This window comes from Acidobacteriota bacterium, assembly GCA_039028635.1.
GTDB lineage: Bacteria > Acidobacteriota > Thermoanaerobaculia > Multivoradales > JBCCEF01 > JBCCEF01.
Genome location: JBCCHV010000016.1, coordinates 19,185 through 40,498 on the forward strand (window position 1 = coordinate 19,185; position 21,314 = coordinate 40,498).

The 21,314-nt window shown below is 68.2% G+C and carries 13 protein-coding genes; 7 read left to right on the forward strand and 6 right to left on the reverse strand.

Features of this window, described 5'->3' with window-relative positions:
• Nucleotides 1–52 precede the first annotated feature (52 nt).
• Entirely contained in the window at nt 53–1,390 is a 1,338-nt protein-coding gene (locus AAF604_08895; GenBank protein MEM7049764.1) for a tetratricopeptide repeat protein, read from the reverse strand.
• The gene (locus AAF604_08900; protein MEM7049765.1) at nt 1,387–3,966 is read right to left on the reverse strand and encodes a SpoIIE family protein phosphatase; all 2,580 of its coding nucleotides are present in this window, start codon (nt 3,964–3,966) and stop codon (nt 1,387–1,389) included. The genes AAF604_08895 and AAF604_08900 overlap by 4 nt, the downstream gene beginning before the upstream one ends.
• Nucleotides 3,967–4,196: 230 nt before the next feature.
• On the opposite strand from AAF604_08900, the gene AAF604_08905 reads away from it, so the two are divergent.
• From AAF604_08905 to AAF604_08920, 4 genes are all read left to right on the forward strand, one after another.
• Nucleotides 4,197–4,919: a hypothetical protein gene (locus AAF604_08905; protein ID MEM7049766.1), complete on the forward strand. Its 723-nt coding sequence runs from the start codon at nt 4,197–4,199 to the stop codon at nt 4,917–4,919.
• Between the two features lie 93 nt (nt 4,920–5,012).
• Nucleotides 5,013–6,755, forward strand: a complete 1,743-nt coding sequence (locus tag AAF604_08910; protein ID MEM7049767.1) for a PilZ domain-containing protein — start codon at nt 5,013–5,015, stop codon at nt 6,753–6,755.
• A 21-nt stretch (nt 6,756–6,776) separates the two neighbouring features.
• Complete coding sequence (locus AAF604_08915) at nt 6,777–7,820, forward strand: N-acetylmuramoyl-L-alanine amidase (GenBank protein ID MEM7049768.1); 1,044 nt, start codon at nt 6,777–6,779, stop codon at nt 7,818–7,820.
• Nucleotides 7,820–8,842, forward strand: a complete 1,023-nt coding sequence (locus AAF604_08920; GenBank protein MEM7049769.1) for a rod shape-determining protein — start codon at nt 7,820–7,822, stop codon at nt 8,840–8,842. The genes AAF604_08915 and AAF604_08920 overlap by 1 nt, the downstream gene beginning before the upstream one ends.
• A gap of 231 nt (nt 8,843–9,073) precedes the next feature.
• On the opposite strand, the gene AAF604_08925 is transcribed toward AAF604_08920, so the two are convergent.
• Both AAF604_08925 and AAF604_08930 read right to left on the reverse strand, forming a co-directional pair.
• Nucleotides 9,074–10,063 (reverse strand): mechanosensitive ion channel family protein, encoded by a 990-nt coding sequence (locus AAF604_08925; protein ID MEM7049770.1) that lies wholly within the window; start codon nt 10,061–10,063, stop codon nt 9,074–9,076.
• A 72-nt stretch (nt 10,064–10,135) separates the two neighbouring features.
• On the reverse strand, nt 10,136–11,677 hold the full coding sequence (locus AAF604_08930; protein MEM7049771.1) for a pyridoxal-phosphate dependent enzyme: 1,542 nt from the start codon (nt 11,675–11,677) through the stop codon (nt 10,136–10,138).
• 192 nt (nt 11,678–11,869) lie between these two features.
• Between AAF604_08930 and lpxC the strand changes: the two genes are divergently transcribed.
• Nucleotides 11,870–13,141: a UDP-3-O-acyl-N-acetylglucosamine deacetylase gene (lpxC, locus tag AAF604_08935; protein ID MEM7049772.1), complete on the forward strand. Its 1,272-nt coding sequence runs from the start codon at nt 11,870–11,872 to the stop codon at nt 13,139–13,141.
• Between the two features lie 22 nt (nt 13,142–13,163).
• On the opposite strand, the gene AAF604_08940 is transcribed toward lpxC, so the two are convergent.
• On the reverse strand, nt 13,164–14,993 hold the full coding sequence (locus AAF604_08940; GenBank protein MEM7049773.1) for an alkaline phosphatase family protein: 1,830 nt from the start codon (nt 14,991–14,993) through the stop codon (nt 13,164–13,166).
• A 113-nt stretch (nt 14,994–15,106) separates the two neighbouring features.
• On the reverse strand, nt 15,107–16,783 hold the full coding sequence (locus AAF604_08945) for a S1 RNA-binding domain-containing protein (protein ID MEM7049774.1): 1,677 nt from the start codon (nt 16,781–16,783) through the stop codon (nt 15,107–15,109).
• 234 nt (nt 16,784–17,017) lie between these two features.
• Between AAF604_08945 and gdhA the strand changes: the two genes are divergently transcribed.
• On the forward strand, nt 17,018–18,379 hold the full coding sequence (gene gdhA, locus AAF604_08950; protein ID MEM7049775.1) for an NADP-specific glutamate dehydrogenase: 1,362 nt from the start codon (nt 17,018–17,020) through the stop codon (nt 18,377–18,379).
• Nucleotides 18,380–18,397: 18 nt separating this feature from the next.
• Nucleotides 18,398–21,310 carry a PEP/pyruvate-binding domain-containing protein gene (locus tag AAF604_08955; protein ID MEM7049776.1) on the forward strand — a complete coding sequence of 971 codons (2,913 nt, stop codon included), beginning with the start codon at nt 18,398–18,400 and terminating at the stop codon, nt 21,308–21,310.
• Nucleotides 21,311–21,314: the final 4 nt, after the last annotated feature.

Here is a 21,314-nt window from a genome sequence, read left to right on the forward strand (position 1 = left end):
TCCCGAGGTCGGGAAATGGGGGGAACCGGCGCGCTGCCGGTCGCTCGCGGCGTCAGCGGGCGCGGGCGGTGTCCTGGGGCTGGCCGCCGAAGACGCCGTTCCAGCGCTCCGTCAGGACCGGGTTGACTCGTCGCGCTTCCGCCAGCCGGGCATTCGCCTCGTCCTCTCTGCCGAGTTGGCGGAGCACCTTGGCGTGCTGGATCTTGACCGCCACCTTGAAGGTGCCGGACTGCAGGGACCAGTAGTGCAGGCGGTCGTCGATGGCGGCGAGGAGAGGCTCGGCGGCGGCGGGATCGCCATCGAAGTCGAGCTCGATGGCCTCCAGGAAGGGGATCAGGTCGGAGGGCTCGCCGGGGTCCGACTTGTAGCCGGCGATCATTTCGCGTAGCTCTTTGGCGTCTTCGCGCCGGTCGAGGGCGAGGGCGGCGCGGAAGAAGGGCACCGGCGAGAAACGCGGCAGGTCCGGGCAGGCGGGATCGTCCGCGAGCTGCCAGACGGCCTTCCAGTCGGCGAGGGCGAAGCGCTCGTCGAGGTCGACGAAGCACTGCGGGTTGATATCGCGGTAGAACTGCCGGCAGTACTCGCTGTCGAGGCCGGCTTCGATCGCCCGGCGGGCCTCGTCGTGGGAGCCGGCGAGGAGGTAGCTCTCCACCAGGTGACCCCAGGCGGGGCAGAAGTCCTGGCGTACCTCGATGGCGCGGCGGAAGTTCTCCGCCGCCTCGTCGAAACGGCCGGTGAGGGCTAGGAGCTCGCCCATCGAGTCGTGGGGATTGGCCTGATCCGGGGCCAGGTAGCGGTAGATCGTGAACTGCTCTTCGGCGGCTCGGAAGTCGCCCCGCGACATCGCCAGATAGCCGAGGAGATTTTGCGCCATCACCCAGTTGGGATCGTCGGCGATGAGGCGCCGATAGCACTCTTCGGCCTCCAGGAAGCGCTGCTGATCCCAGCGTTTTTGGCACTCGATCTTGAACACGAAGGGGTCGTCCGGGTAGCGCTCGAGGTATTCGGCGAGCACCCGGTCCGCAGTCTCCTGGTCCTTCTGGTCCTCGGCCAGGCGATAGCGCACCAGAACGACTTCCCGCGGCGTCAGGGTGGTGAGGTCGACGGCCTCGATCTCCTGCTTGAGCTTCTTCGCCGTTTCGCTGCCGCGGACGTTCCACCACCAGGCGAGCTTGGCGCCGACAAAGTCCGGGTCGATCTCGACGGCGCGGCGGAAGTGCTCATTCGACTCGGCGGTGTAGAGCTTCATCTGCGCCTGAAGCCCGGCTTCGAAGGCGGCCATCGCCTCCTCGGAGACGGTCGACCAGGCCGGCGCCGGGTCGCGCGCCGTGACGGCGATGGCGACGGCGGCGCAGAGCAGGACGATCAGCGGTAGGGCGAGCTTCTTCATGTCGGTCGGGTCCTCGTCGTCTCCTCCCTCGAGCGGCCGAGGGCGAGGACGGTCAGATCATCGTACGGCTCTTCGCCGCGGGTGAAGTCGGCGAGAGCCGCCAGCACGCTGGCCACCACCGCTTCCGGCTCGGCCGCCGAGGCGGCGAGCACCTCGGCGAGTCGCTGCACGCCGAAGAATTCACCGTCCGGGGCGCGGGCGTCGAGGACTCCGTCCGAATATACGAGCAGAATCTCGCCGGGTTGCAGGCCCACCTCGAGGCTGCGGTAGCCCTTGCTACGCAGAGCTCCCAGGGGCAGACGATGGTCCGCCAAGGGCAGGGTTTCGATCTCGCCGCCGAGGGCTCGCTTGAGGGGCTGCGGCTGGCCGGCGAGAAGGTAGCGCAGGCCGTGCCCGTCGCGGCATGGGGTGAGGTAGCCGAGAGAGACGAAGCTGCGTTGGCCGAGCTCGTAGAGGCGGGCGTTGGCGAGGTCGAAGAGGTCGTTGGGATCGTGATTGGCGAGGGCCAGGGAATGCAGGACCTCTTTGGCGGCCATCATCATCAGGGCGCCGGGAACGGACTTGCCGGAGACGTCGCCGTAGATCACCGCTTTGCCGGCCGGTGCCGGGCCCGGAATGACGGCGTAGAAGTCGCCACCGATGTGGCGCGCCGGATGACAGGCCGCCGCCACTTGCCAGCTGGCGTCGAGGGTCACCGCATCGGGCAACAGCGAGCGCTGGATGGCGGAGGCGATCTCGAGGTCGCGCTCGATCTCCGCCTGGCGGGCGCGCTCCTCGAGCAAGATGCTGGTTTCGAGGGCGATGGCCGCCTGATTGAGCAGCCCGCGCAAGAGGGTCCAGTCCTCTTCCTCGAGGGGCGTCTGGCCGTTGGGGCCGGAGAGCAGGACGAGACCGACCCGGCGGCGCGAGGTGGCGAGAGCTCCGATGCCTTCGACGCCGGCCAGGGCGAGGTCGTCAAGCAGTTGCGCGGCGGCAGCATCCTGGCGGCGCACCGAGGCGAGGTCGTGCATGCGGGCCAGCACGCGGTGGCCGCGGAGATGGCGATAGAGCAGTGCCGGCAGCGGGAAACGGTCCGGGAGCTCGGCTGGACCGTCGGCCCGCACCAGGTCGTCGTCCTCGAAGAGATAGAGCGCCGAAAAGCGCAAGCCGAGGAGATCGGGCAGGCGGCGCACCAGATCGTGGACCACCACCGCCGGGTCGACGCGGTCGGCGTAGGCCGCCCCCATCTCGACGAGGGTGCGCTGCAGGCGGGTGCGGTCGGCGAAGAAGAAGCGGTCGACGGGAACCTGCACGGAGCGCCGCAGCGGCTCGAAGAGCAGCACGATGGCGAGAGCGAAGACCAGCGGAAAGTAGGGCGAGGCGGCAAGCTCGGTGCCGCGGAAGACAGCATTGAAGGAGGCGATGCCGAGGGCGTAGAGGCCGGTGACGAGAGCCGTTGTCAGGGTGTACAGAAGGCTCTTGCGCAGAATCACCCGCACATTCATCAGCTGGAAGCGGATGATGGCGTAAGAGAAGGTCAAGGGGATCAACGCCAACGGAACCAGGCCCCAGTTGAGGAAGCGCTCGGTCTCGAGGAAGCTCGGCACCACCACGGCGGCGAGCAGGAACGGGCCGAGACCGGCGAGGGAGCCGAACAGGACCCAGCCGGCACCGCGGCGCTCGCGGCGGGACGGCAGGCGGGTGGCGTTGGCCGCCAGGACGCCGAGGCCGATCGGCACGAAGGCCGCCACCAGCCACCAGTTGGCGGCCGGAGCGCCGCTGATCAATCGCGGCGCGGCGCCCGGCTGGCGAGTCCACCAGAGGGATCCGGCCAAGACCGCCACCGGCAAGAGGTAGAGGGAGCTGAGCAGCAGGGGCCAGCTCCAGCGTCCGCCCAGGGCCGCCAGGCGCGGGCCCCAACGGCCGTCCCAGATGGGACGCGGAAAGATCAGAAAGAGGTGGAGAAAGCTCGCCGGCAGGAGGACCAGGGCGGCGGTCCCGGTGCTCAGCACCAGGTTGTCGATCTCGGAGTAGGACGCGGGTCTCAGGCGGCACACCAGGATCAGCAGAAAGAGGGTGCAGAGGACGAAGAACACCTGGCTGACGCGCAGCGCCGGTTGCTGCTTGAGAACGAAGAAGCCGATCGCGAAGAAGCCGCCGCCGAGGAGGCAGGCGAAGAGATAGCCGGTGGTGCCGATCTGCCGCCGCCCGAGCTCGACCTCGACTTCGAAGGGGCGGTCGAGGGCGGGATCCGGCAGGCGGAAGGAGAGATCGCCGTCCAGGCCGCGGGGCCGCTTGACGAGATAGGAAACGAACTCTCCGATGCGGTAGCGATTGAGGGTTTCGGCGGCTTGCTCGGGCGAGTTGAGGAGCGAGCGATCCATGCCCAGGATGAGATCTCCGGGCCGAATGCCGGCGATCTCGGCGCCGGAGCCGGTCTCGACTCGGCGGACGCGGATGCCGCCCGGCGAGTCGGTGTCGAGAATGACGCCGTCATAGGGCCGCGGCAGATACATGTCGAGCACCGACAGGGCGGCCAGCACGAAGGCCAGAATGCCGAAGGCGTAGAGTCCGGAGATGGGGCGGCGGTAGGGCATCGCTTCGATCCCGCGCCTCTATCTCTGTCGGGCGCGGCGGAGATTCGAGAGACCGGACTCGAATCTAACCCATCTCCCGAGCCGATGCCGCCTCGCGGAGCTGTGGGCGCGTCATTCCGCGGAAGCGCTGGCGCCTCGACGGTGGGGATTTCGGGGCGGTGCTCGTCGATCCTCTGATCGACCATAGAATCGCGCCCATGGCGCCGGTACCTCCACACTCGCAGGTTCCGATGGCCGCAGCACCGGCCGGCTTCCGCCGTATCGCCCTGTTCGGCGTGCTGGCCGGCATGTGCCCTTGGATTCCTTTGCCGGGGGTCGACGACTGGGCCCTGCGGGTGGTCCGCCGGCGGATGGTGCGCGATCTTCTGGGGGAGTCCGGCGCGGTGGTGAACGGCGATCGCCTGAGCGTCTTGACCGGGACCGAGTTCCGTCTCGACAGCGGCTGTCTGCGCTGGCTCTTCCTGTGGCCGGTGTTCAAGCTCATCGGCTATGTCTTTCGCAAGCTGCTGCGCAAATTCCTCTTTCTACTCACCCTCCACGACAGCGTCAACCGATCGTCGGAGGTCCTCCAGGAGGGTGTGCTGATCGCTCGGGCAGGGCAGCTCGGGGCTCTCGCCGGCGATCTCGATGGGCTGCGGCGGGTGCGCTCCGTCGTCGAGCAGACGATGAACGATCTCGATCCACAGCCGGTGCGGCAAGCGATCCGGCGGGCCTACGCCGGCAGCCGAAGACTGCTGCGTCGGGGGGCGGTCTTGCTGCGTCGGGCGTTGCGGCGACGGCCGCGGGACGAGGCGGAGGAGGCTGTCCCCCTTGCCGAAGAGGAAGTCCTCACGGCGTCCTTGGTCGACCGCCTGGTTTTTCTCCTGTGGCGCGAGCGCGCCTACTTCGATGCCCTCACAGCGCGCTTCGACGAGCGCATGAAAGGGCCTGCGAATGGGGGCGATGTATTATGATGTCCGACTCGTAGCGGATCGCGTTCCAGCACCTCAAACTGCCATCGGAAACGGATTTTGGCCGGAAGATTTCCCCCTCGAATTTTTCGACGTGTGCCCTTCGATGGCGAGGTCCATCTGACCTTCGAGGACGGCTCGCGGGTCGCTGCCCACGCCTCCAACATCTCCCTCGGCGGCATGTTCATCGCGACCGAAGAGCCTCGACCGGTGGGAACTTCCTTCTCGGTGGAGTTTCGTCTCACCCCCGACGGCCGGGCGATCGAAGGTCGCGGCCGGGTGCTGTGGGTGCGCGAGCAGCCGGAGGGTCCGGAGTACCCACGCGGCCTCGGCCTGCGCTTCCTCGAGCTCACGCCGGGTAGCCGAGAGCTCATCTTCCAAGTGGTCGACCGCTATGTGCGGGAAAGTGATCCGGCCGCCGACAGCGCCGCCGAGCGGCAGCGCGAGGCGGTGCCGATGGCGCCCATCGAGAGCCTACCGGAGGCGCTCGACGAGGTCAGCCCGGAGACTTTGAACGCCGCCATCGAGGAGGCCGTCGACCGCCAGATGCCGAAGCCACCGGAAACGCCGTCATTCGGCGGCCTCGAGGCGCCCCGACCGCCGTCGCAGCCGCCCACCGACGATTCTCAGGCAGGCCTCTCGCTGGCCGCCTCCGGAGCCTCCTTTGGAGCGCTCAACGAAGGGCCGGAGTCGGAAGACCGGCCGGTCTTCGACTTCTCGCCGCCGCCGGCGCCGCCGGAAGAGCTCGACGCCGGTGCCGCGCCACCGATCGAAGCCGTGCCGCCGTTGCCGGAGTCGCCGTCGGTGGCCCCGGAGTTGGCTGAGACTCCGGTCTCTGTGCCGCCGGTTGAGGCGGAGCCTTCGGCCTCCTTCGGCGAGGTGCTGCCGGCGATCGACGAGGCGAGCGATCTGGACAGCCCCGTGATGCCTGCCTTCGAGGCATCTCCGGCAGTCCCGGAGCCGGCCCCGGCGACCTTCGACTTCTCGGAGCCGCCGGCGAGCGCCCCGCCGGTCAGCCCGATGGTTGCCGACGAGCCGGCCGTGCAATCGACCCCCGAAAGCTGGGACGGCGAGTCCTCGGACGCTTCCTTCGCCAGGAACTACGGTGGGAGCGCGTCGGCCGCCAATGTGCCGTTTTATCGCCAGCCCTGGCTTTGGATCCTCGGGGCCTTGGCGGTGGTGGCGTTGGCCTTTTGGTTTTTCTTTGGTCGCGGCCCCAGCGGTGACGACGTGGTTGCCAGCGCACCGCCGGCGGTGGGTCAGGAGGCGGCAGTCGCTGCCGAAACGAGCGATGAATCTCTCACCTCGACAGACGAGGGAGCTGCGACGGAGTCGGCCGATGAAGCCTCGGCCGGCGAGCCGACTGCGGCTGTGGGGGAGCCGGCCGGCGCCGGCGAGGTCGCCGATGGAGCGCCGGCGGGGGATTCTTCGGCCGCCTCCGCCCCGGCACCTGCTGCGCCGTCGATCGCCGCGCCGGCTCCGGCCGCCAATCTGCCGCCGGTGCGGCGAGTCGAGGACATTCGCTGGGAGCGGGACGGCGGAGCCACCATCGTCGTCGTGCAGGGCGATGGGGCCTTTTCGTCGTCGGCGGTGCAGAGCTTCCATCTCGGCGGCGCCAACCCGCGCGAAGTGGTCAAGATCCGTGGCATCGTCGAGCCCTTTGCCGGTGGTTCCGTCGAGGTCGGCTCGGCAGCGGTGGCGCGGGTGCGGACCGGCCATCACGTCGAGACCGATCCGGACGAGCTCCATGTGGTGGTCGATCTCACCGCGGCGAGCGTCGAGCTGGCGGACGTCGACGTCCGCGGCGATCGCCTGCGCCTGCGGTTCCAGGGACCCTAGTCCGACCCCGGGCGAAAAGCGATGGCGAGCGCCAAGCGCATCAAGCGTCGGGTTCTGAGTGAGCTGGTGGCTCAGAACGTCGAGTTGATGCGCGGCTCCATGCCTTGGAAGGTGCGCCGCGGTCGGCGCTATCTGCGGGTCGCCTTGCGCTGGGCGGTTGCGGCGCTGGTTCCCGCCGGGCTCGCCTTGCCCTCCTACTGGGTCCTGTCGTCGCCACCGACGGTGGTGCCGGTGGCGGCTCGCGCCGATCGCTCGCCCGCGACTCCCGAGGGCGGCAGCGAGGCCGGCGCTGGGGCGGAGGCGGCGCCGGCGCCGATCGCCGAGAGCCTGACCAGCGCTCCCCGGCCGGTGGACTCGGCAGTCTTCCCGCTCGCCGTGCGGCGAGTCGTGATCGACCCGGGGCACGGCGGCCCGAGTCCGGGAACGCGCACCCCGGCCGGCGTCAACGAGAAAGACATCACCCTCGACATCGGTCTCCGGCTGCGGCGCCTGCTGGAAGCCGACTCCTTCGAGGTGGTGATGACCCGCGACAGCGACGTCGACGTCGCCCTGCAGGACCGTTCCCGGATCGCCAATGGCGCGAAGGCCGACCTGTTCGTGTCGATCCACGTCAACTGGATCGCCAATCAGGCCGTCCGCGGGGTCGAGACCTACTACCTCGGCTCCACCGACGATCCCATCCTGAACCAGTTCGCGGCGCGCGAGAACCGCGGTTCGGGATATTCCCTGACCGATATGCGGGACCTCCTCGAGGGCATCTTCGTGGGGGTGCGACAGCAGGAGTCGCGCGCCCTGGCGGAGGCGATTCAGACCTCGCTGCTGCGCTCCCAGCGCAAGATCAACCCGTCGGTGGTCGATCGTGGCGTCAAGACGGCGCCGTTCATCGTCTTGATGAACACCGACATGCCGGCGGTGCTGGCCGAAGTGTCTTGTCTTTCCAACGAGCAGGAAGCCGATCTGCTCGCCAAACCCCTGTACCGAGAGTTCCTGGCGGAAGCGGTGTTCGCGGGCATCCGAGCCTACTCGGACGCCCTCGAGAATCCGGAACTGAAGAGGATGAGCTGATGACGAAAAGCGATGACGTGCTGAGGGTGGGAATCGACCTGGGGACCTCCCGCAGCTCCGTCTCCGGATCCAACGGCGAACGCCACGTGGTGGAAAGCTATGTCGGCTGGCCGGTCGACATGGTGGCCCGCAAGGTCCTCAAGCAGGAGGTCCTGATCGGTCGCGACGCCCTCGACAACCGCTCCATGCTGGACCTCTACCGGCCCCTCGAGGAGGGGTTGATCAAGGAGGGCTCGCAGCGCGACGACGAGGCCGTCCGGGAGCTGCTGCGGCATCTTCTCAGTCTCGCCCGTGGTGAAGCCGACAACGGCAAGGTGCGAGCGGTGGTGGGAGTGCCGGCGGAAGCTCTGCGGGTCAACAAGCAGAACCTGCGCAAGGCGTTGGCCGATCTGGTCGATGGCTTGATGATCGTTTCCGAGCCCTTCGCCGTCGCCTACGGCCTCGAAGCCCTGCTGCACAGCATGATCATCGATGTCGGTGCCGGCACCGCCGATTTCTGCGTCATGAAGGGGCGACTGCCGACGGAGGAGGACCAGCGCACCCTGACCACCGCCGGCGATTGGCTCGACCAGCAGCTCGAGCTGCAGATCGCCCAGCGCTACCCGGAAGCCAAGTTCTCCATCCACATGGTGCGCGGCTGGAAGGAGCGGCACAGCTTCGTCGGGCCGGCACCGGAGCCGGTGGTGGTGACCATGCCGGTGCACGGCAAGCCGACGGAGGTCGACATCACCGAGCCGATGCAGATGGCCTGCGAGTCGCTGCTGCCGCCGATGATCGAGACCATGGTCGATCTGCTGACGCGGGTCGAACCGGAGTACCAGGAACGGGTGCGGCGCAACATCATCCTGGCCGGCGGGACGTCCCTGATCCGCGGCCTCGACAAGCGCATCGAGCGCGAGCTGGCGGAGATCGGCGGCGGCAAGGTCAAGGTGGTCAAGGACCCGCTCTACATCGGCTCCGACGGTGGCCTCGCCATCGCCCTCGACGCCCCCGATTCGGACTGGGAGAAGCTCTCGGGCTAGCAGGTTGCTGAAAAACTCATCGGCAACCTGCGACCGAGCCCAGACGGGCTCGGCGGCGGCTCAGCCGCCGCGACGGGAGAGGAGGCCCAAGAACCGCGCTTCTTGGGCCGGAGCGGGACGCGCAGTCAGGGGCGCTCAGCCCGGGACGCGCAGTCAGGGCGCGTAGCCCCTCTCGGAAAGAACAGCTAGCAGCGCTGGAAAAGTCGCGAAGCGGACTTTTTCAGCAGCCTGCTAAGACGCCTTCAGCAAATCCCTCACGCCGTCGTCGCCGAGGTGCAGAGTGCGCTGCGGGAAGGGGATCTCGATGCCGGCCTCGTCGAGGGCGATCTTGGCCAGCTCGACGAGCTCGATCTCGGCCCGGCGCTCGAGGTGGGGATCGCTCAGCCAGAGGCGCAGCTCGAGGTCGACGGCGGAATCGCCGAGGCCGACGACGGCAATCTCCGGAGGACGGCGCTGGTGGCGCCGGGGAAAGTCTTCGAGCGCCGCCAGCAGAACCTCTCGGGCTCGCCGCGTGTCCTCCTTGTAGGCGATGCCGATGGGAATGTCGAGGCGCAGCTCCGGCGACAGGGTGTGATTGATGATCTTCTGATTGATCACGTCGCGGTTGGGGAAGATAGCGTCGCGGTTCTGCACCGTGCGCAGGCGCGTCGAGCGTAGGCCGATCTCGAGCACCTCGCCGTAGGTGTCGGCGATGGTGACGCGATCGCCGGAGCGAAAGGGCCGGTCCCACAGAATCGTGATGCCCGCCATCAGGTTACTCAAGGTTTCCTGGGCGGCGAGGCCGACGGCCAGACCGGCAACGCCGAGGCCGGCCAGCAGGGAGCCGATGTTGAGCCCGATCTGGCCCGCCGCCATCACCAACCCGATCCCGAGGATGGCGTACTTGGTCAGCCGGCCGACGATGCCCTGGAGCGCCGGGTCCGCCTGGGTGCGCCGCAGGATGCCGCAGAGAATGCGCGACACCACCTGATAGATGACGTAGAAGACCAGCATCAGCAGGGTCGCCAGCAGCAGGTCCGGCAGCGCCTCCCGGATCTCGCGGTGGCACTGCTCGGCGAAGTTCTCCCAGGTCATGCGTTCGAACGGGTTACCGGAGATCAGCTCCAGGCTCTCCTCCTGAGGTTCGGCAGCGGTCGCCGGCGCCGGAGTCGCGATGAGCTCCACCGGGACGGTGGTGAGAGCGGTGAACAGGCAAAGGACGAAGACGATCACTCGAAGCACGGCTGTCTCCTTCGGCGAAGAGGTTCGGGAACAGGGTCCTACCTTCTACCAGACCGGCGTCCGCGCCGGGAGTCACCGCTTGGGCGGGGTCTCGTCGTTGTCGGCCAGCAGAGGGCGCTGGGCGGGATCGAGATTGCTGCCACAGATCACCGTGGCGACGTGTTCGCCGGCGAGGCTGGGGGCGGCGGCGATGGCGGCGAGGCCGGCGGCGCCGGCAGGTTCCGTCACCAGGCCGGCATGACGGTGGATCTGGGCCATGGCGCGGGCGATCTCGCGGTCGTCGACCAGCACCACGTCGTCGACGATGTCGCGCAGGTCGGCGACCGCTTCGGGAATCGGAACCCGCACCCCGAGGCCGTCGGCGATGGTCTCGACCCGGGCGCTCTCCACCAGCGGGCTGCCGGCGGGAAGATGCCAGGAGTCGTGCATGGCGGGTGCTCCGGCGGCGGCGACGCCGACCACCCGGGTCGACGGTGAAACCGCCTTGCTCCAGCAGGCGAGGCCGGCCAGCATGGCGCCGTTGCCGAGGGGAACGAACAGGGCGTCGAGGGGATCGTCCATCGCATCGGCCCAGGAGAACAGCTCGATCGCCATCGAGCCGTGACCGGCGGTGACTTCCGGCTCGAGGCCATCCTCGACGAACCGCATGCCCTCGGCGGCGGCGAGGCGGCGACCTTCTTCCTTGGCGGCATCGAAGTCGCGGCCGGCGATCCGCACTTCGGCGCCGAGCTGGCGCATGCGCTCGACCTTGAGAGGGTTGGCCGTCTCGGCGGCCCAGACGGTGATCGGAATCTCGGCCCGGCGACCGCAGTAGGCGAGGGCCTGCCCCCAGTTACCGGCGCTGGCGGCGGCCAGCGGACGTCGGCCCTGGTCGGCCTTGTGGTGCGTCACCAGGACGCTGGCGCCACGGCCCTTGAAGCAGCGGATCGGGTTGAGGGTTTCCACCTTGAAGGTCAGGCGGACGCCGAGTTCCTCCCCGAGGGCCTCGCACTGCCACTGGGGCGAGTCGGCGAAGACCGGATCGACCAGCTCCGTGGCCTGCCGGATGCCCGGCGCCGTGATGCGGGGCTGGCGGCGCTGGGGTCCGATATAGCGGGCGCGCTCTGTCAGCGGCGCGAGATCTTCGGGCCCGGCGATGCGATCGATCATCAGGATGCCGTCGAGGTGGTCGATCTCGTGCTGCAGGAGCTCGGCGAGGTCGGCCGGAAGGTGGCGCCAGTGGCGTCGTCGGCGGGCCGCGTCGTCGTAGTGCAGGGAAATGCTGCGGTGTCGGCGGACGCGGGCGATGCGGTCCGGTACCGACAGGCAGTCGTCCCACAGGCTGAATGTCTCGGTGCTGCGCCAGGTGATCTCTGGGTTGATCAAGGGCAACGGGCCGGCCTCGAGGTCGAGCACGATCAGGCGCTTCGAGATGCCGACCTGGGGCGCGGCCAGGCCGCGGCCGAAGCCGTGCTGCCGGCGAAACTCGGTGAGAGTGGCCGCGAGGTCGGCGATTTCGCCCGCCAGCTCGGGGTCGTCCGCCGCCACTGGAGCGGCCCGGCGATGGAGCAGCGGATGACCGACGGTGAGGATTTCGCGGGCTCGGCCGCCATCGTCGGCCGCTGGGCGTCTCATGATGGTTCCGGATCGGCCGTTGCTGCGGACGAAGGCTGGCAGGGGAGTATCGGGAGCGTCGTCATGTCGTGTTTCCTTGAACAGTTCTCGTCGCGGCCATCCTCCCCTATACTGCCAGCCGGAGGCGCGAATCGGGTCGCCGCCAAGACGGCCGAGGCTGGGTTCCGCGCCGCCCCTTCACAAGGAAAGCACATGAGTCACTTGGTTTTGATCGTCGACGATGAGCCGGGCATCCGCACGGCCCTTTCTGGCATCCTCGAAGACGAGGGCTACGAAACCGTTGCCACCGGCAGTGGCAGCGAGGCCCTCAGCCTTTATCAGGGGCGCCGTCCGGACGTCGTCTTCCTCGACATCTGGCTGCCGGACCGCGACGGTCTCGAGACCCTCCAGGCACTGCGCGACGAAGATCCCTCGGCAGCGGTGATCATGATGTCCGGCCACGGCACGGCGACCACCGCCGTCAAGGCGATCAAGATGGGGGCGATCGATTACCTCGAGAAGCCGCTGTCCTACAACCGTACCCTCGAGGCCGTCGCCGGCGCCCTCGGGCGCCGCTTGACGTCCTTGGAGCCGCTGCCCAGCCGTCAGGAAGGGGAACGCGACTACGAACCGGCGCCGCCCCTTTCGCTGCTGCGCGAGTCGCCGCGCCCACAGCGCACCTTGAGCAAGGCGACGGTGCTCTACGGCCTCGGTCTGCACTCGGGAAGTCGCACCGGGATGGCGATCCAGCCGCTGCCGCCGAACAGCGGGATTCACTTCGTGACCCTGCCGACGGGGACCCAGATTCCCTGCCACGTCGGCATGGTGGCGGATACGGACTACGCCACCACCCTGTCGCGGGACGGCGAGAACATTCGCACCGTCGAGCACCTGTTGTCGGCCCTGCATGCTTACGGGGTGACCAATCTCCTGATCAAGGTGCACGGCGAGATTCCGGTCCTCGATGGTTCGGCCGTCGAGTTCTGCAAGACCCTCGATGAGGTCGGCGTCGTCGACCAGCCGGCGCCGCGGCGGGAGCTGGTGGTCGATCGTCCCTTCCAGGTCGGCGAGGGCGACAAGTCGCTGCTCCTCGAGCCCTACGATGGCTTTGCCGTGTCCTACTTCTTGCGCTACCCACCGCCCCTCGGCGAGCAGCTCTGCGAGTTCGAGCTCGGCAGCCCGGCGGGCTATCGGGAGGAGATCGCGCCGGCCCGCACCTTCGGCTTCATGCGCGACCTCAAGATGATGAACGAGCTCGGCCTGGGCTCCGGCGGTCGCCTCGACAACTTCATCCTGGTGGGGGACGACCAGGTGATCAACACCGAGCTGCGCTTCCCGGACGAGTTCGCCCGCCACAAGGTGCTCGACATTATCGGCGACCTCTATCTGCTGGGCTATCCGATTCGTGGCAAGGTGACGGCTCGCCTCACCGGCCATCGCGACAACATTCGGGTGCTGCGCCAGATCCTGGCCCAGGCCGCCTAGCCCCTGAGCGCTGGCCGGGGACCTACTGGATGTAGCCCAGGCTGCGCATGGTCTCGCGCAGCTCTTCGTCGCGCGGTGAAGGCACTGGCGTGCTGTCGCCGCCGCGGCCGCGCTCGTAGGTGGCGACTTCACCCCAGGCGGTGCGCGGGAACTGCCGCCGATAGTCGGCCGAGGTGGCTTCGAGGAAGGCGCCTCGGCGCGCTCCCGGCATGTCCTGCGGCTGCGGCAGGCGGAGCAAGTGGAGCACCAGCGGCGCGATGTCATAGACCGACATGCCGTCGATTCGCCGGCCGGCCTCGAAGGCCGGACCGCGGGCGAAGAACATGCCCGCCGGTGCCCAGGTGTGGTGGTTGCGCTCGAAGTCCCAGCCGTGGTCCGAAAGCACGATCCAGTGGACCTCGTCGCCGACCTGCGCCATCAGCTCTCCGAGGCGCTGATCGGTGAGGCGGTAGCCGGCATCGACGACCTCGCCGAAGGGCCCCTCGTCGCCGCGGTTGGCGGCGAAGAAGTGGTGCAGCGGGTCTACCGGGTAAAAGGAGGCCACCGTCAGCCGTGGCGTAAAGCGCGCCATCAGGTCCGGCAGGACGTCGACCGTCGGATCGGCGAGGAGGCCTTCGATGGCGGCGAGGCGCGCGTCACCGGGGCGCAGGGCGCCGGCCGGCAGAAAGGCTCGACGGTCGTCCTCGGTGACCTGCCGCTGTCGCCGTCGCCGGGCGCGCCGCACCTCGTCGGCGAGCTCCGGTGGGTGGGTCGAACGGCGGGCGAGATCTTGGCCGATCTGCTCGCGGAACTCTCCCGCCAACTGGATCCAGCCGAGACCGCCGGCGACGTTGAAGCCGTTGACCGGCTCCGCCGGCCAGGTGATCAGCCACTGGTAAGCGCCCACCGGGTAGAAGCGGTCGACGATGCTCCACAGGGCCTCGGCACGCCGCATGTTGCTGCTGTAGGGAATCTGCAGCGGCGGCATGGTCGGCAGTTTCTCGAGCCAGGGGAAGACTTTGTAGTTCAGCCCGGTGTGGATCGGGAACTCCTCGATACTGGGACGCAGCCCGGGCAGGCGGAACGATATGAAGCTGCGAATGCCGTGATCGGCCGGTTCCTTGCCGGTGATCAAGGTCGTCCAGACCACCGCCGAGAGGGTCGGTTCGAGGGTCTCCAAGGGGCCCCAGGTGGACTCCTCGAGGAGCTTTCCGAAGGCCGGAAGCTCACCGGCGGCGACCGCCGGCAGCAGCACATCGTCGAGATCGGCGCCGTCGATGCAGAGCAAGATCACCGGCGTCGGCGGAGGCTCCGTCGGAGCCTGCAGCGAGATCGCCGAAGATTGCGTCTGGGGCGCGGGTGGCGCCTCTCCGGCCATCAAAACGGCGTCGCCGAAGGCCAACAGGGGCAGGGCGAGCACCACGGGAGCGAGTCGGCGGCTCTGCAACAGGCCGAGGATGCGGTGCACGACGAGGCCCAGCAGAGCGCAGGCACCGCACAAGATCGCCACGAACAGAAGCTGGCGCAGACGCGAGGCCGAAAACAGGAAGTCCGACAGCAGGCTCTGGGCGATGCCGACGTCCGGTAGGAGCAAGCAGTAGAGAGGAGCGGCGAAGGCCACCAGACCACCCGCGGCGGCGGTGGAGAAGGGCCGGCCCCGGCCGACTGCCGCCATCAAGCGTCCGGCGAGGCCGGCGAGCAGCCCGGCGAAGAGCCCGGCGAGGAGGAAGTACCCCACCAGGATGACAGCCTCCGCCGTCTGTTGATGAATGTGTGGATTGCGCCGCAGGGTCAGCGCGCCGACCAGGCCGGCGGCCGCCAGGCCGCCGAACAGTCCACACCAGAGCTGCGAGGGAGGGGAGGTCTTCTCCATGGCGGATCGGCGGCCCGGGAAGGGCGTGGCTTCACCTCGCGGAGGGTCGTCGCCGGGCGCCGGCAGGGCGATGATGCCCGACCGCCCCCGCGACGACCTCGCTCATGGTCGACTCAGCCCTTGTCCTTGAGCTTGGCGAAGGCCGCCTCCATGGCGCTCATGCCCTTCGCCTCGGATGCCTTCTGGCTCTTCATGTAGGCCTGGTAGTCGGCGCGCGAGCCTTCGACCTTGGAGCCCTCGCGGGCGAGGGAAATGCGCTTGCGGCGACGATCGATCGAGACCACCTGGACCTGCACCTTCTGGCCCGGCGAGTAGGCACGGCTGATGTTGGCGCCACGGGGCAGTCCGGTTTCCGAGTTAGGCAGCAGTCCGGTGAGACCCGGCGCCAGGTTGATGAAGATGCCGAACGGGGCGACGCTCTCCACGGTTCCCTGGAGGAGCTCGCCTTCGGGCAGCTTCTCGTCGACGCCGTGCCAGGGATCGTCCTTCGGGATCTCGCGCAGCGAAAGGGAGATGCGCTGGCGCTTGGCATCGACCTCCTGGATCCAGCCCTTGACCTCCTGGCCGATCTCCAGGCTCGGGTCACCCATCTCGGTGCCGTGGGGCAAGCGCGACAGGTGGACCAGGCCATCGATGTCCGGCTCGAGCTCGACGAAGAGACCGAACTCGGTCTTGCGCACCACCTTGCCGGTGAACTCGGAGCCACGCTGATGGCGTTCCGCCACGCCGTCCCAAGGATTGGGCTCGAGGGCCTTCATCGAGAGGGAGATGCGCTTGCCGCCCTGCTCGACCTTGAGCACCTTGACCTGCACCTCCTTGCCGAGCTGCACCGCCTCCTTGGCGTGACCGACGCGGCTGCGGGAGATCTCCGAAACGTGCACCAAGCCCTCGACGCCGCCGAGGTCGACGAAGGCACCGAAGTCGGTGATCGAGGACACGCGGCCGCTCAGTACCGCGCCGGGCTCGAGCTTGGCGAGGGTTTCGGCGGCCTGCTTGGCGCGCTCTTCACGGGCCAGCTCGGCGCGCGACAGCACCACCCGCCGGCCGCGCTTCTGCACTTTGATCACGCGGAAGGAGAACTCTTTGTCGATGTAGGTGGTCGGGTCCTTGGGACGCCCGGGCTCCATCTCCGAGTTGGGGCAGAAGGCGGTGAAACCCTCGAGGGCGATATGGAAGCCGCCACGATTCCATCCGATGACGCGACCCTTGACCGGCGTCTTGGTGTCCTTGGCGATGCGCAGGGCGGCGACTTCCGGCGGCTCCTCTTCGCTCTCCTCTTCGGCGGCGGCTTCGGCCGCCGCGCCGTCCGCTGCCGGAGCGGTTCCTTCCTGCTTCGCCGCTTCGGCCGCCGGCTCCGCCGCTGCGGCTTCAGTCGTCGCTTCGGCCACCGGCGCGGACTCGGCTTCGGCTACCGGCTCGGCTTCGGCCGCTGCCTCGGCCACCGGCGCGGGTGCGCCTTCGGCCGGCTCGCCTTCGGCGGCCTGGGCCGGTTCTTCGGCGACCGCTTCGGCAGTCTGGGCCGGCTCTTCGGCGACGGCCTCGACGGTCGGTGCCGGTTCGTCGGTTGGGCTCTCGGCATTCACCGAAACCGTCTCCTCGCTCGGGCTTTCCGCCACCGTGGGCGCCTCGGCTGCCTCGGCCTCTGGCGCTTGGTCGCTGGCCGCCGGCGGCTCCGGAGTTGCGCCCTCGGGAGGATCGGCGGGTTTGACCTCGACGCTCTCGGCAACCGCCTCGGGAGCCGTCGCGTCTTGGTTGGTGGGGGCCTCGGTTTCGGTGAGCTTGTCGGACATCGGAAAACTCCAGGTGGCTCGGTGCGGGGATGGTTCGGAATGGGCTGCGCCGCAGGGCGGCGCGAACCGCCAGCATACCTCACCGACGCGAGAATCTGAAGTGACTTTTCGTGGACAAGTTTTCGCGACCGGCGTCACCTTGCAGCCGGGGCGACGCACCGGTGTTGACATGGGTAGAATCGCCTCGTAGGTCCGCAGGGGCCGGATCGACTCGATTCAGGGAGAGGGAGAACGATGGCGACGGAAGCTCAGCAGTTCATGGACCTCGTGGGCCGGCGCAACGCCGGTGAGGACGAGTTCCATCAGGCCGTTCAGGAGGTCGTGACGTCGGTGCTGCCGGTGCTCGATCAACGTCCGGATTTGCGCAAGGAGAAGATTCTCGAGCGCATGATCGAGCCGGAGCGGGTGATCATGTTCCGGGTGCCGTGGCTGGATGACCAGGGGGATGTCCAGGTCAACCGCGGCTTTCGGGTGGAGTTCAACAGTGCCCTCGGACCCTACAAGGGGGGCTTGCGGTTCCATCCCTCGGTCAACCTCAGCATTCTCAAGTTCCTCGGCTTCGAGCAGATATTCAAGAACGCCCTCACCACCTGCCCGATCGGTGGTGGCAAGGGAGGCTCCGATTTCGACCCTAAGGGACGCTCCGACCTCGAGGTCATGAGGTTCTGCCAGTCCTTCATGAACGAGCTCTTTCGGCACATCGGTCCGGTCACCGACGTGCCGGCCGGCGACATCGGCGTCGGCGGTCGGGAGATCGGCTACCTCTTCGGCCAGTACAAGCGCCTGGTCAATCGCTTCGAGGGAGTGCTGACCGGCAAAGGGCTGGGCTGGGGTGGCTCGCTCATCCGTCCCGAGGCCACCGGCTACGGCCAGGTCTATTTCGCCATCGAGATGTTGCAGTCCCGGGACCTGTCCCTCGCCGGCAAGCGCTGCCTGATCTCCGGCTCCGGCAATGTCGCCCAGTTCGCCGCCGAGAAGGTGCTGGAGCATGGCGGCAAGGTCCTCACCATGTCCGATTCGAGTGGCTTCATCGTCGATGAGGAGGGCATCGATCGCGCCAAGCTCGACTTCGTCATGGCGCTCAAGAATCAGCGTCGCGGGCGGATTCGCGAGTATGTCGACGAGTTCCCGTCGGCGAGCTATCAGGAAACCGACCCGGCGGCGGACGTCAACCCGCTGTGGCAGATTCCGGCCGAGATCGCGCTGCCGGCGGCGACCCAGAACGAGATCCAGGCCCGCGACGCCGAGAATTTGCTCGCCGGCGGCTGTCTCTGTGTCAGCGAGGGCGCCAATATGCCGTCGACGCCGGAGGCGGTGGATCTCTTCCTCGAGGCCGGCATCCTGTTCGGTCCAGGCAAGGCGGCGAACGCCGGTGGTGTCGCCACCTCCGCCTTCGAGATGAGCCAGAACAGCATGATGACCCGCTGGAGTCGGGAAGAGGTCGATGCTCGGCTGCGCCAGACAATGGCCGGCATCCACCAGACCTGTTTCGACACCGCCGAGCGCTTCGGGACGCCGGGAAACCTGGTCAACGGCGCCAACATCGCCGGCTTCCTGCGAGTCGCCGAGGCGATGGTCGATCAAGGACTGGTGTAGCGGACACAGGAGGGCGGGATGAAGCTGAGAGAAGGCCCAGGGCCGTTCGCCTACGACGCCCTGATGCCCTTCTTGGTGAGCGATATTTTGCTCGTTGCCAGCGCCTACGACAGCTTCATCCTGGAGGAAGAGGGTCAGTTCTCGGATCGCCTGCTGCGCCAGTACCGCGAGCTCGACCTGTCGACGGCGCCGCATCTCGACCACGTCTCGACCGGCAAGGCCGCCCTCAAGCAGCTGCGGCGCCGGTCCTACGACTTGGTGATCACCACGCCTCATGTCCACGACATGACGCCGCAGCGCCTCGGTGCCGAGATCGCCAAACGCCACGAGGGGCTGCCGGTCGTCCTGCTGAGCTACGACCGGGCCGATCTCGCCCTGCAGGACATCGGCGGGGGCATCGACCAGGTCTTCCTGTGGACCGGTGATCCGCGCCTGTTCCTGGCCCTGGTGAAGTCGGTGGAGGATCGCAAGAACGTCTCCCTCGACGCCAAGCGCGGCCTGGTGCGGGTGGTCATCCTGGTGGAAGATTCGCCGGCCTTCTATTCGTCCTACCTGCCGATCATCTACAGCGAGCTGCTCGAGCAGGTGCGCTCGCTGCTCGCCGATCGTCTCAACGAGCGCGAGCGCCACTACCGCATGCGGGCGCGCCCCAAGATCTTGCTCGCCCGCACCTACGAAGAGGGCAAGTCGCTGCTGCGCAAGTACCGCAAGAACCTCCTCGGGCTGATCTCGGACATGCGGTTCCCGCGCAAAGGGGAGCTCGATCCGGAGGCCGGCCGAGCCCTGATTCGCTCGGTCCGGCGCAGTCGGCCGGACATCCCGGTGCTGCTGCAGTCGAAGGACCCGGGGCACGCCGAGCTGGCGCAGCAGCTCGAGGTCCACTACGCCGACAAGAACTCGCCGGAGCTGCTCGGTGAGCTGCGCGAGTTTATGCGCCGCAACTTCGGTTTCGGGCCCTTCGTGTTCCGTCAACCGACGGGCAAGGAGGTGGCGCGGGTCGACGGCATCGAGGCGATGGTGGAGGTGTTGCCCAACGTGCCGGGCCCGTCGTTGTTGTTCCATGCCGAGCGTGGCCATTTCTCGAACTGGCTGATGGCCCGCAGCGAGTTCGAGCTCGCCCAGGAAGTGCGCAGCCACCAGGTGACCGACTTCACCGGCGCCGAGGACGTGCGCACCTACCTGGTCGGCATCCTGACGTCCTTTCTGGATCGGCGCCAGAAAGGCCAGGTGGTCGATTTCGCCCGCCGCACGACGCGCCGCGAACGCGACTTCACCCGCATCGGCAGTGGCTCGATGGGGGGGAAGGCCCGTGGCCTGGCCTTCATCTCGCGGTTGCTCGCCAACCATCCGGTGCACGAGAGCTATCCGGAGGTCGAGATCTCGGTGCCGCGGACATCGGTCATCTGCACCGATGCCTTCGATCGCTTCTGTGACCGCGGCCAGCTCCGGGAGCGCGTTCTACGGGCCGAGTCCGACGCCGAGATCGCCGCCCTGTTTCTCGAGCGGGAGCTCGCTGCAGACCTGCTCGATGACCTGCGAGCGCTGCTGGCGACCACCGAGTACCCGCTGGCGGTGCGCTCTTCGAGCCTGCTCGAAGATTCCGAGTTCCAGCCCCTGGCAGGGCTTTACAAGACCTTCCTGGTGCCCAACAGCTCGGCTTCCATGGCGACCCGCCTGGCCCAGCTCTCGCGCGCCATCCGGCTGGTCTACGCCTCGACCTTCTTTCGCGGTCCGCGGACCTACATGGACGCCACCCATCAGCGCATCGAAGAAGAGAAGATGGCGGTCATCATCGAGCGCCTGGTGGGGCGCCGTCACGGGCGCCGCTTCTATCCCGACTTCGCCGGCGTCGCCCAGTCCCACAACTATTACCCGATGGCGGCGGCGCGGCCGGCGGACGGTATCGCCACCGTCGCCCTCGGCCTCGGCGAGACGGTGGTGGGAGGAGGTCGAGCCTTTCGCTTCAGCCCGCACCATCCGCGGGCGGCCCTCACCATGGCGACGCCGGCCGACGCCTTGCGGACGTCGCAGAACCGCTTCTACGCCCTCGACCTCGGCGATCCGGGGATGGTGCCCGGCCTCGACGAAGCGGCCAATCTGCTGCACCTCGATCTCTCAGTGGCGGAAGAGGACGGCACCTTGGCGGCGGTCGGCGCCACCTACTCCCTCGACAACGACGTGGTCTACGACTCGCTGGGGCGCGAGGGCCCGCGATTGGTCAACTTCGCCGGCGTGCTGAAGCACGATGTCTTCCCCCTCGCCCCTCTGCTGGCGGAGCTTCTCGAGCTCGGTCGCGAGGGCATGGGCACGGAGGTCGAGCTCGAGTTCGCCGCCGTCCTCGGAGAGCCCAAGGAGCTCAGCGTCCTGCAGCTCCGCCCGCTGCTCTCCCACGGCCGTGAGCGCGAGGTCGACCTCGACGAGCTCGGCTCTGAGCGGCCTCGGCTACTCGCCGGTCCAGCCCTGGGGAATGGTGTGGTGCGCGACCTCTGCGATGTCGTCTATGTTCACCCGGAGCGTCTCGACCTGCGCGACACGACGTCGGTGGCGCGACAGGTCGGTCGCATCAACAGCATTCTGGCGCGCCGTCATCGGCCGTACATCTTGATCGGGCCGGGGCGCTGGGGCACGGCCGACCGCTGGCTCGGAGTCCCGGTGTCCTGGGGTGACGTGTCGGCGGCGCGGGTGATCGTCGAGCTGGAGGTGCCGGGGCAGTCCATCGAGGCGTCCCAGGGCACTCACTTCTTCCACAACATCACGTCGCTGCGGGTGGGCTATTTCTGTCTCGCCGGCGAAAGCTGCGAGGTCGACCTCGAGTGGCTCGAAGGCCTGCCGACGGAGCACCAGGCGGGACCGATTCGGCACGTCGTGCTACCGCGACCGGCGGAGGCCCACATCGACGGCCTGCACGGTCGCGGCTTGATCCTGCGCTGACTCC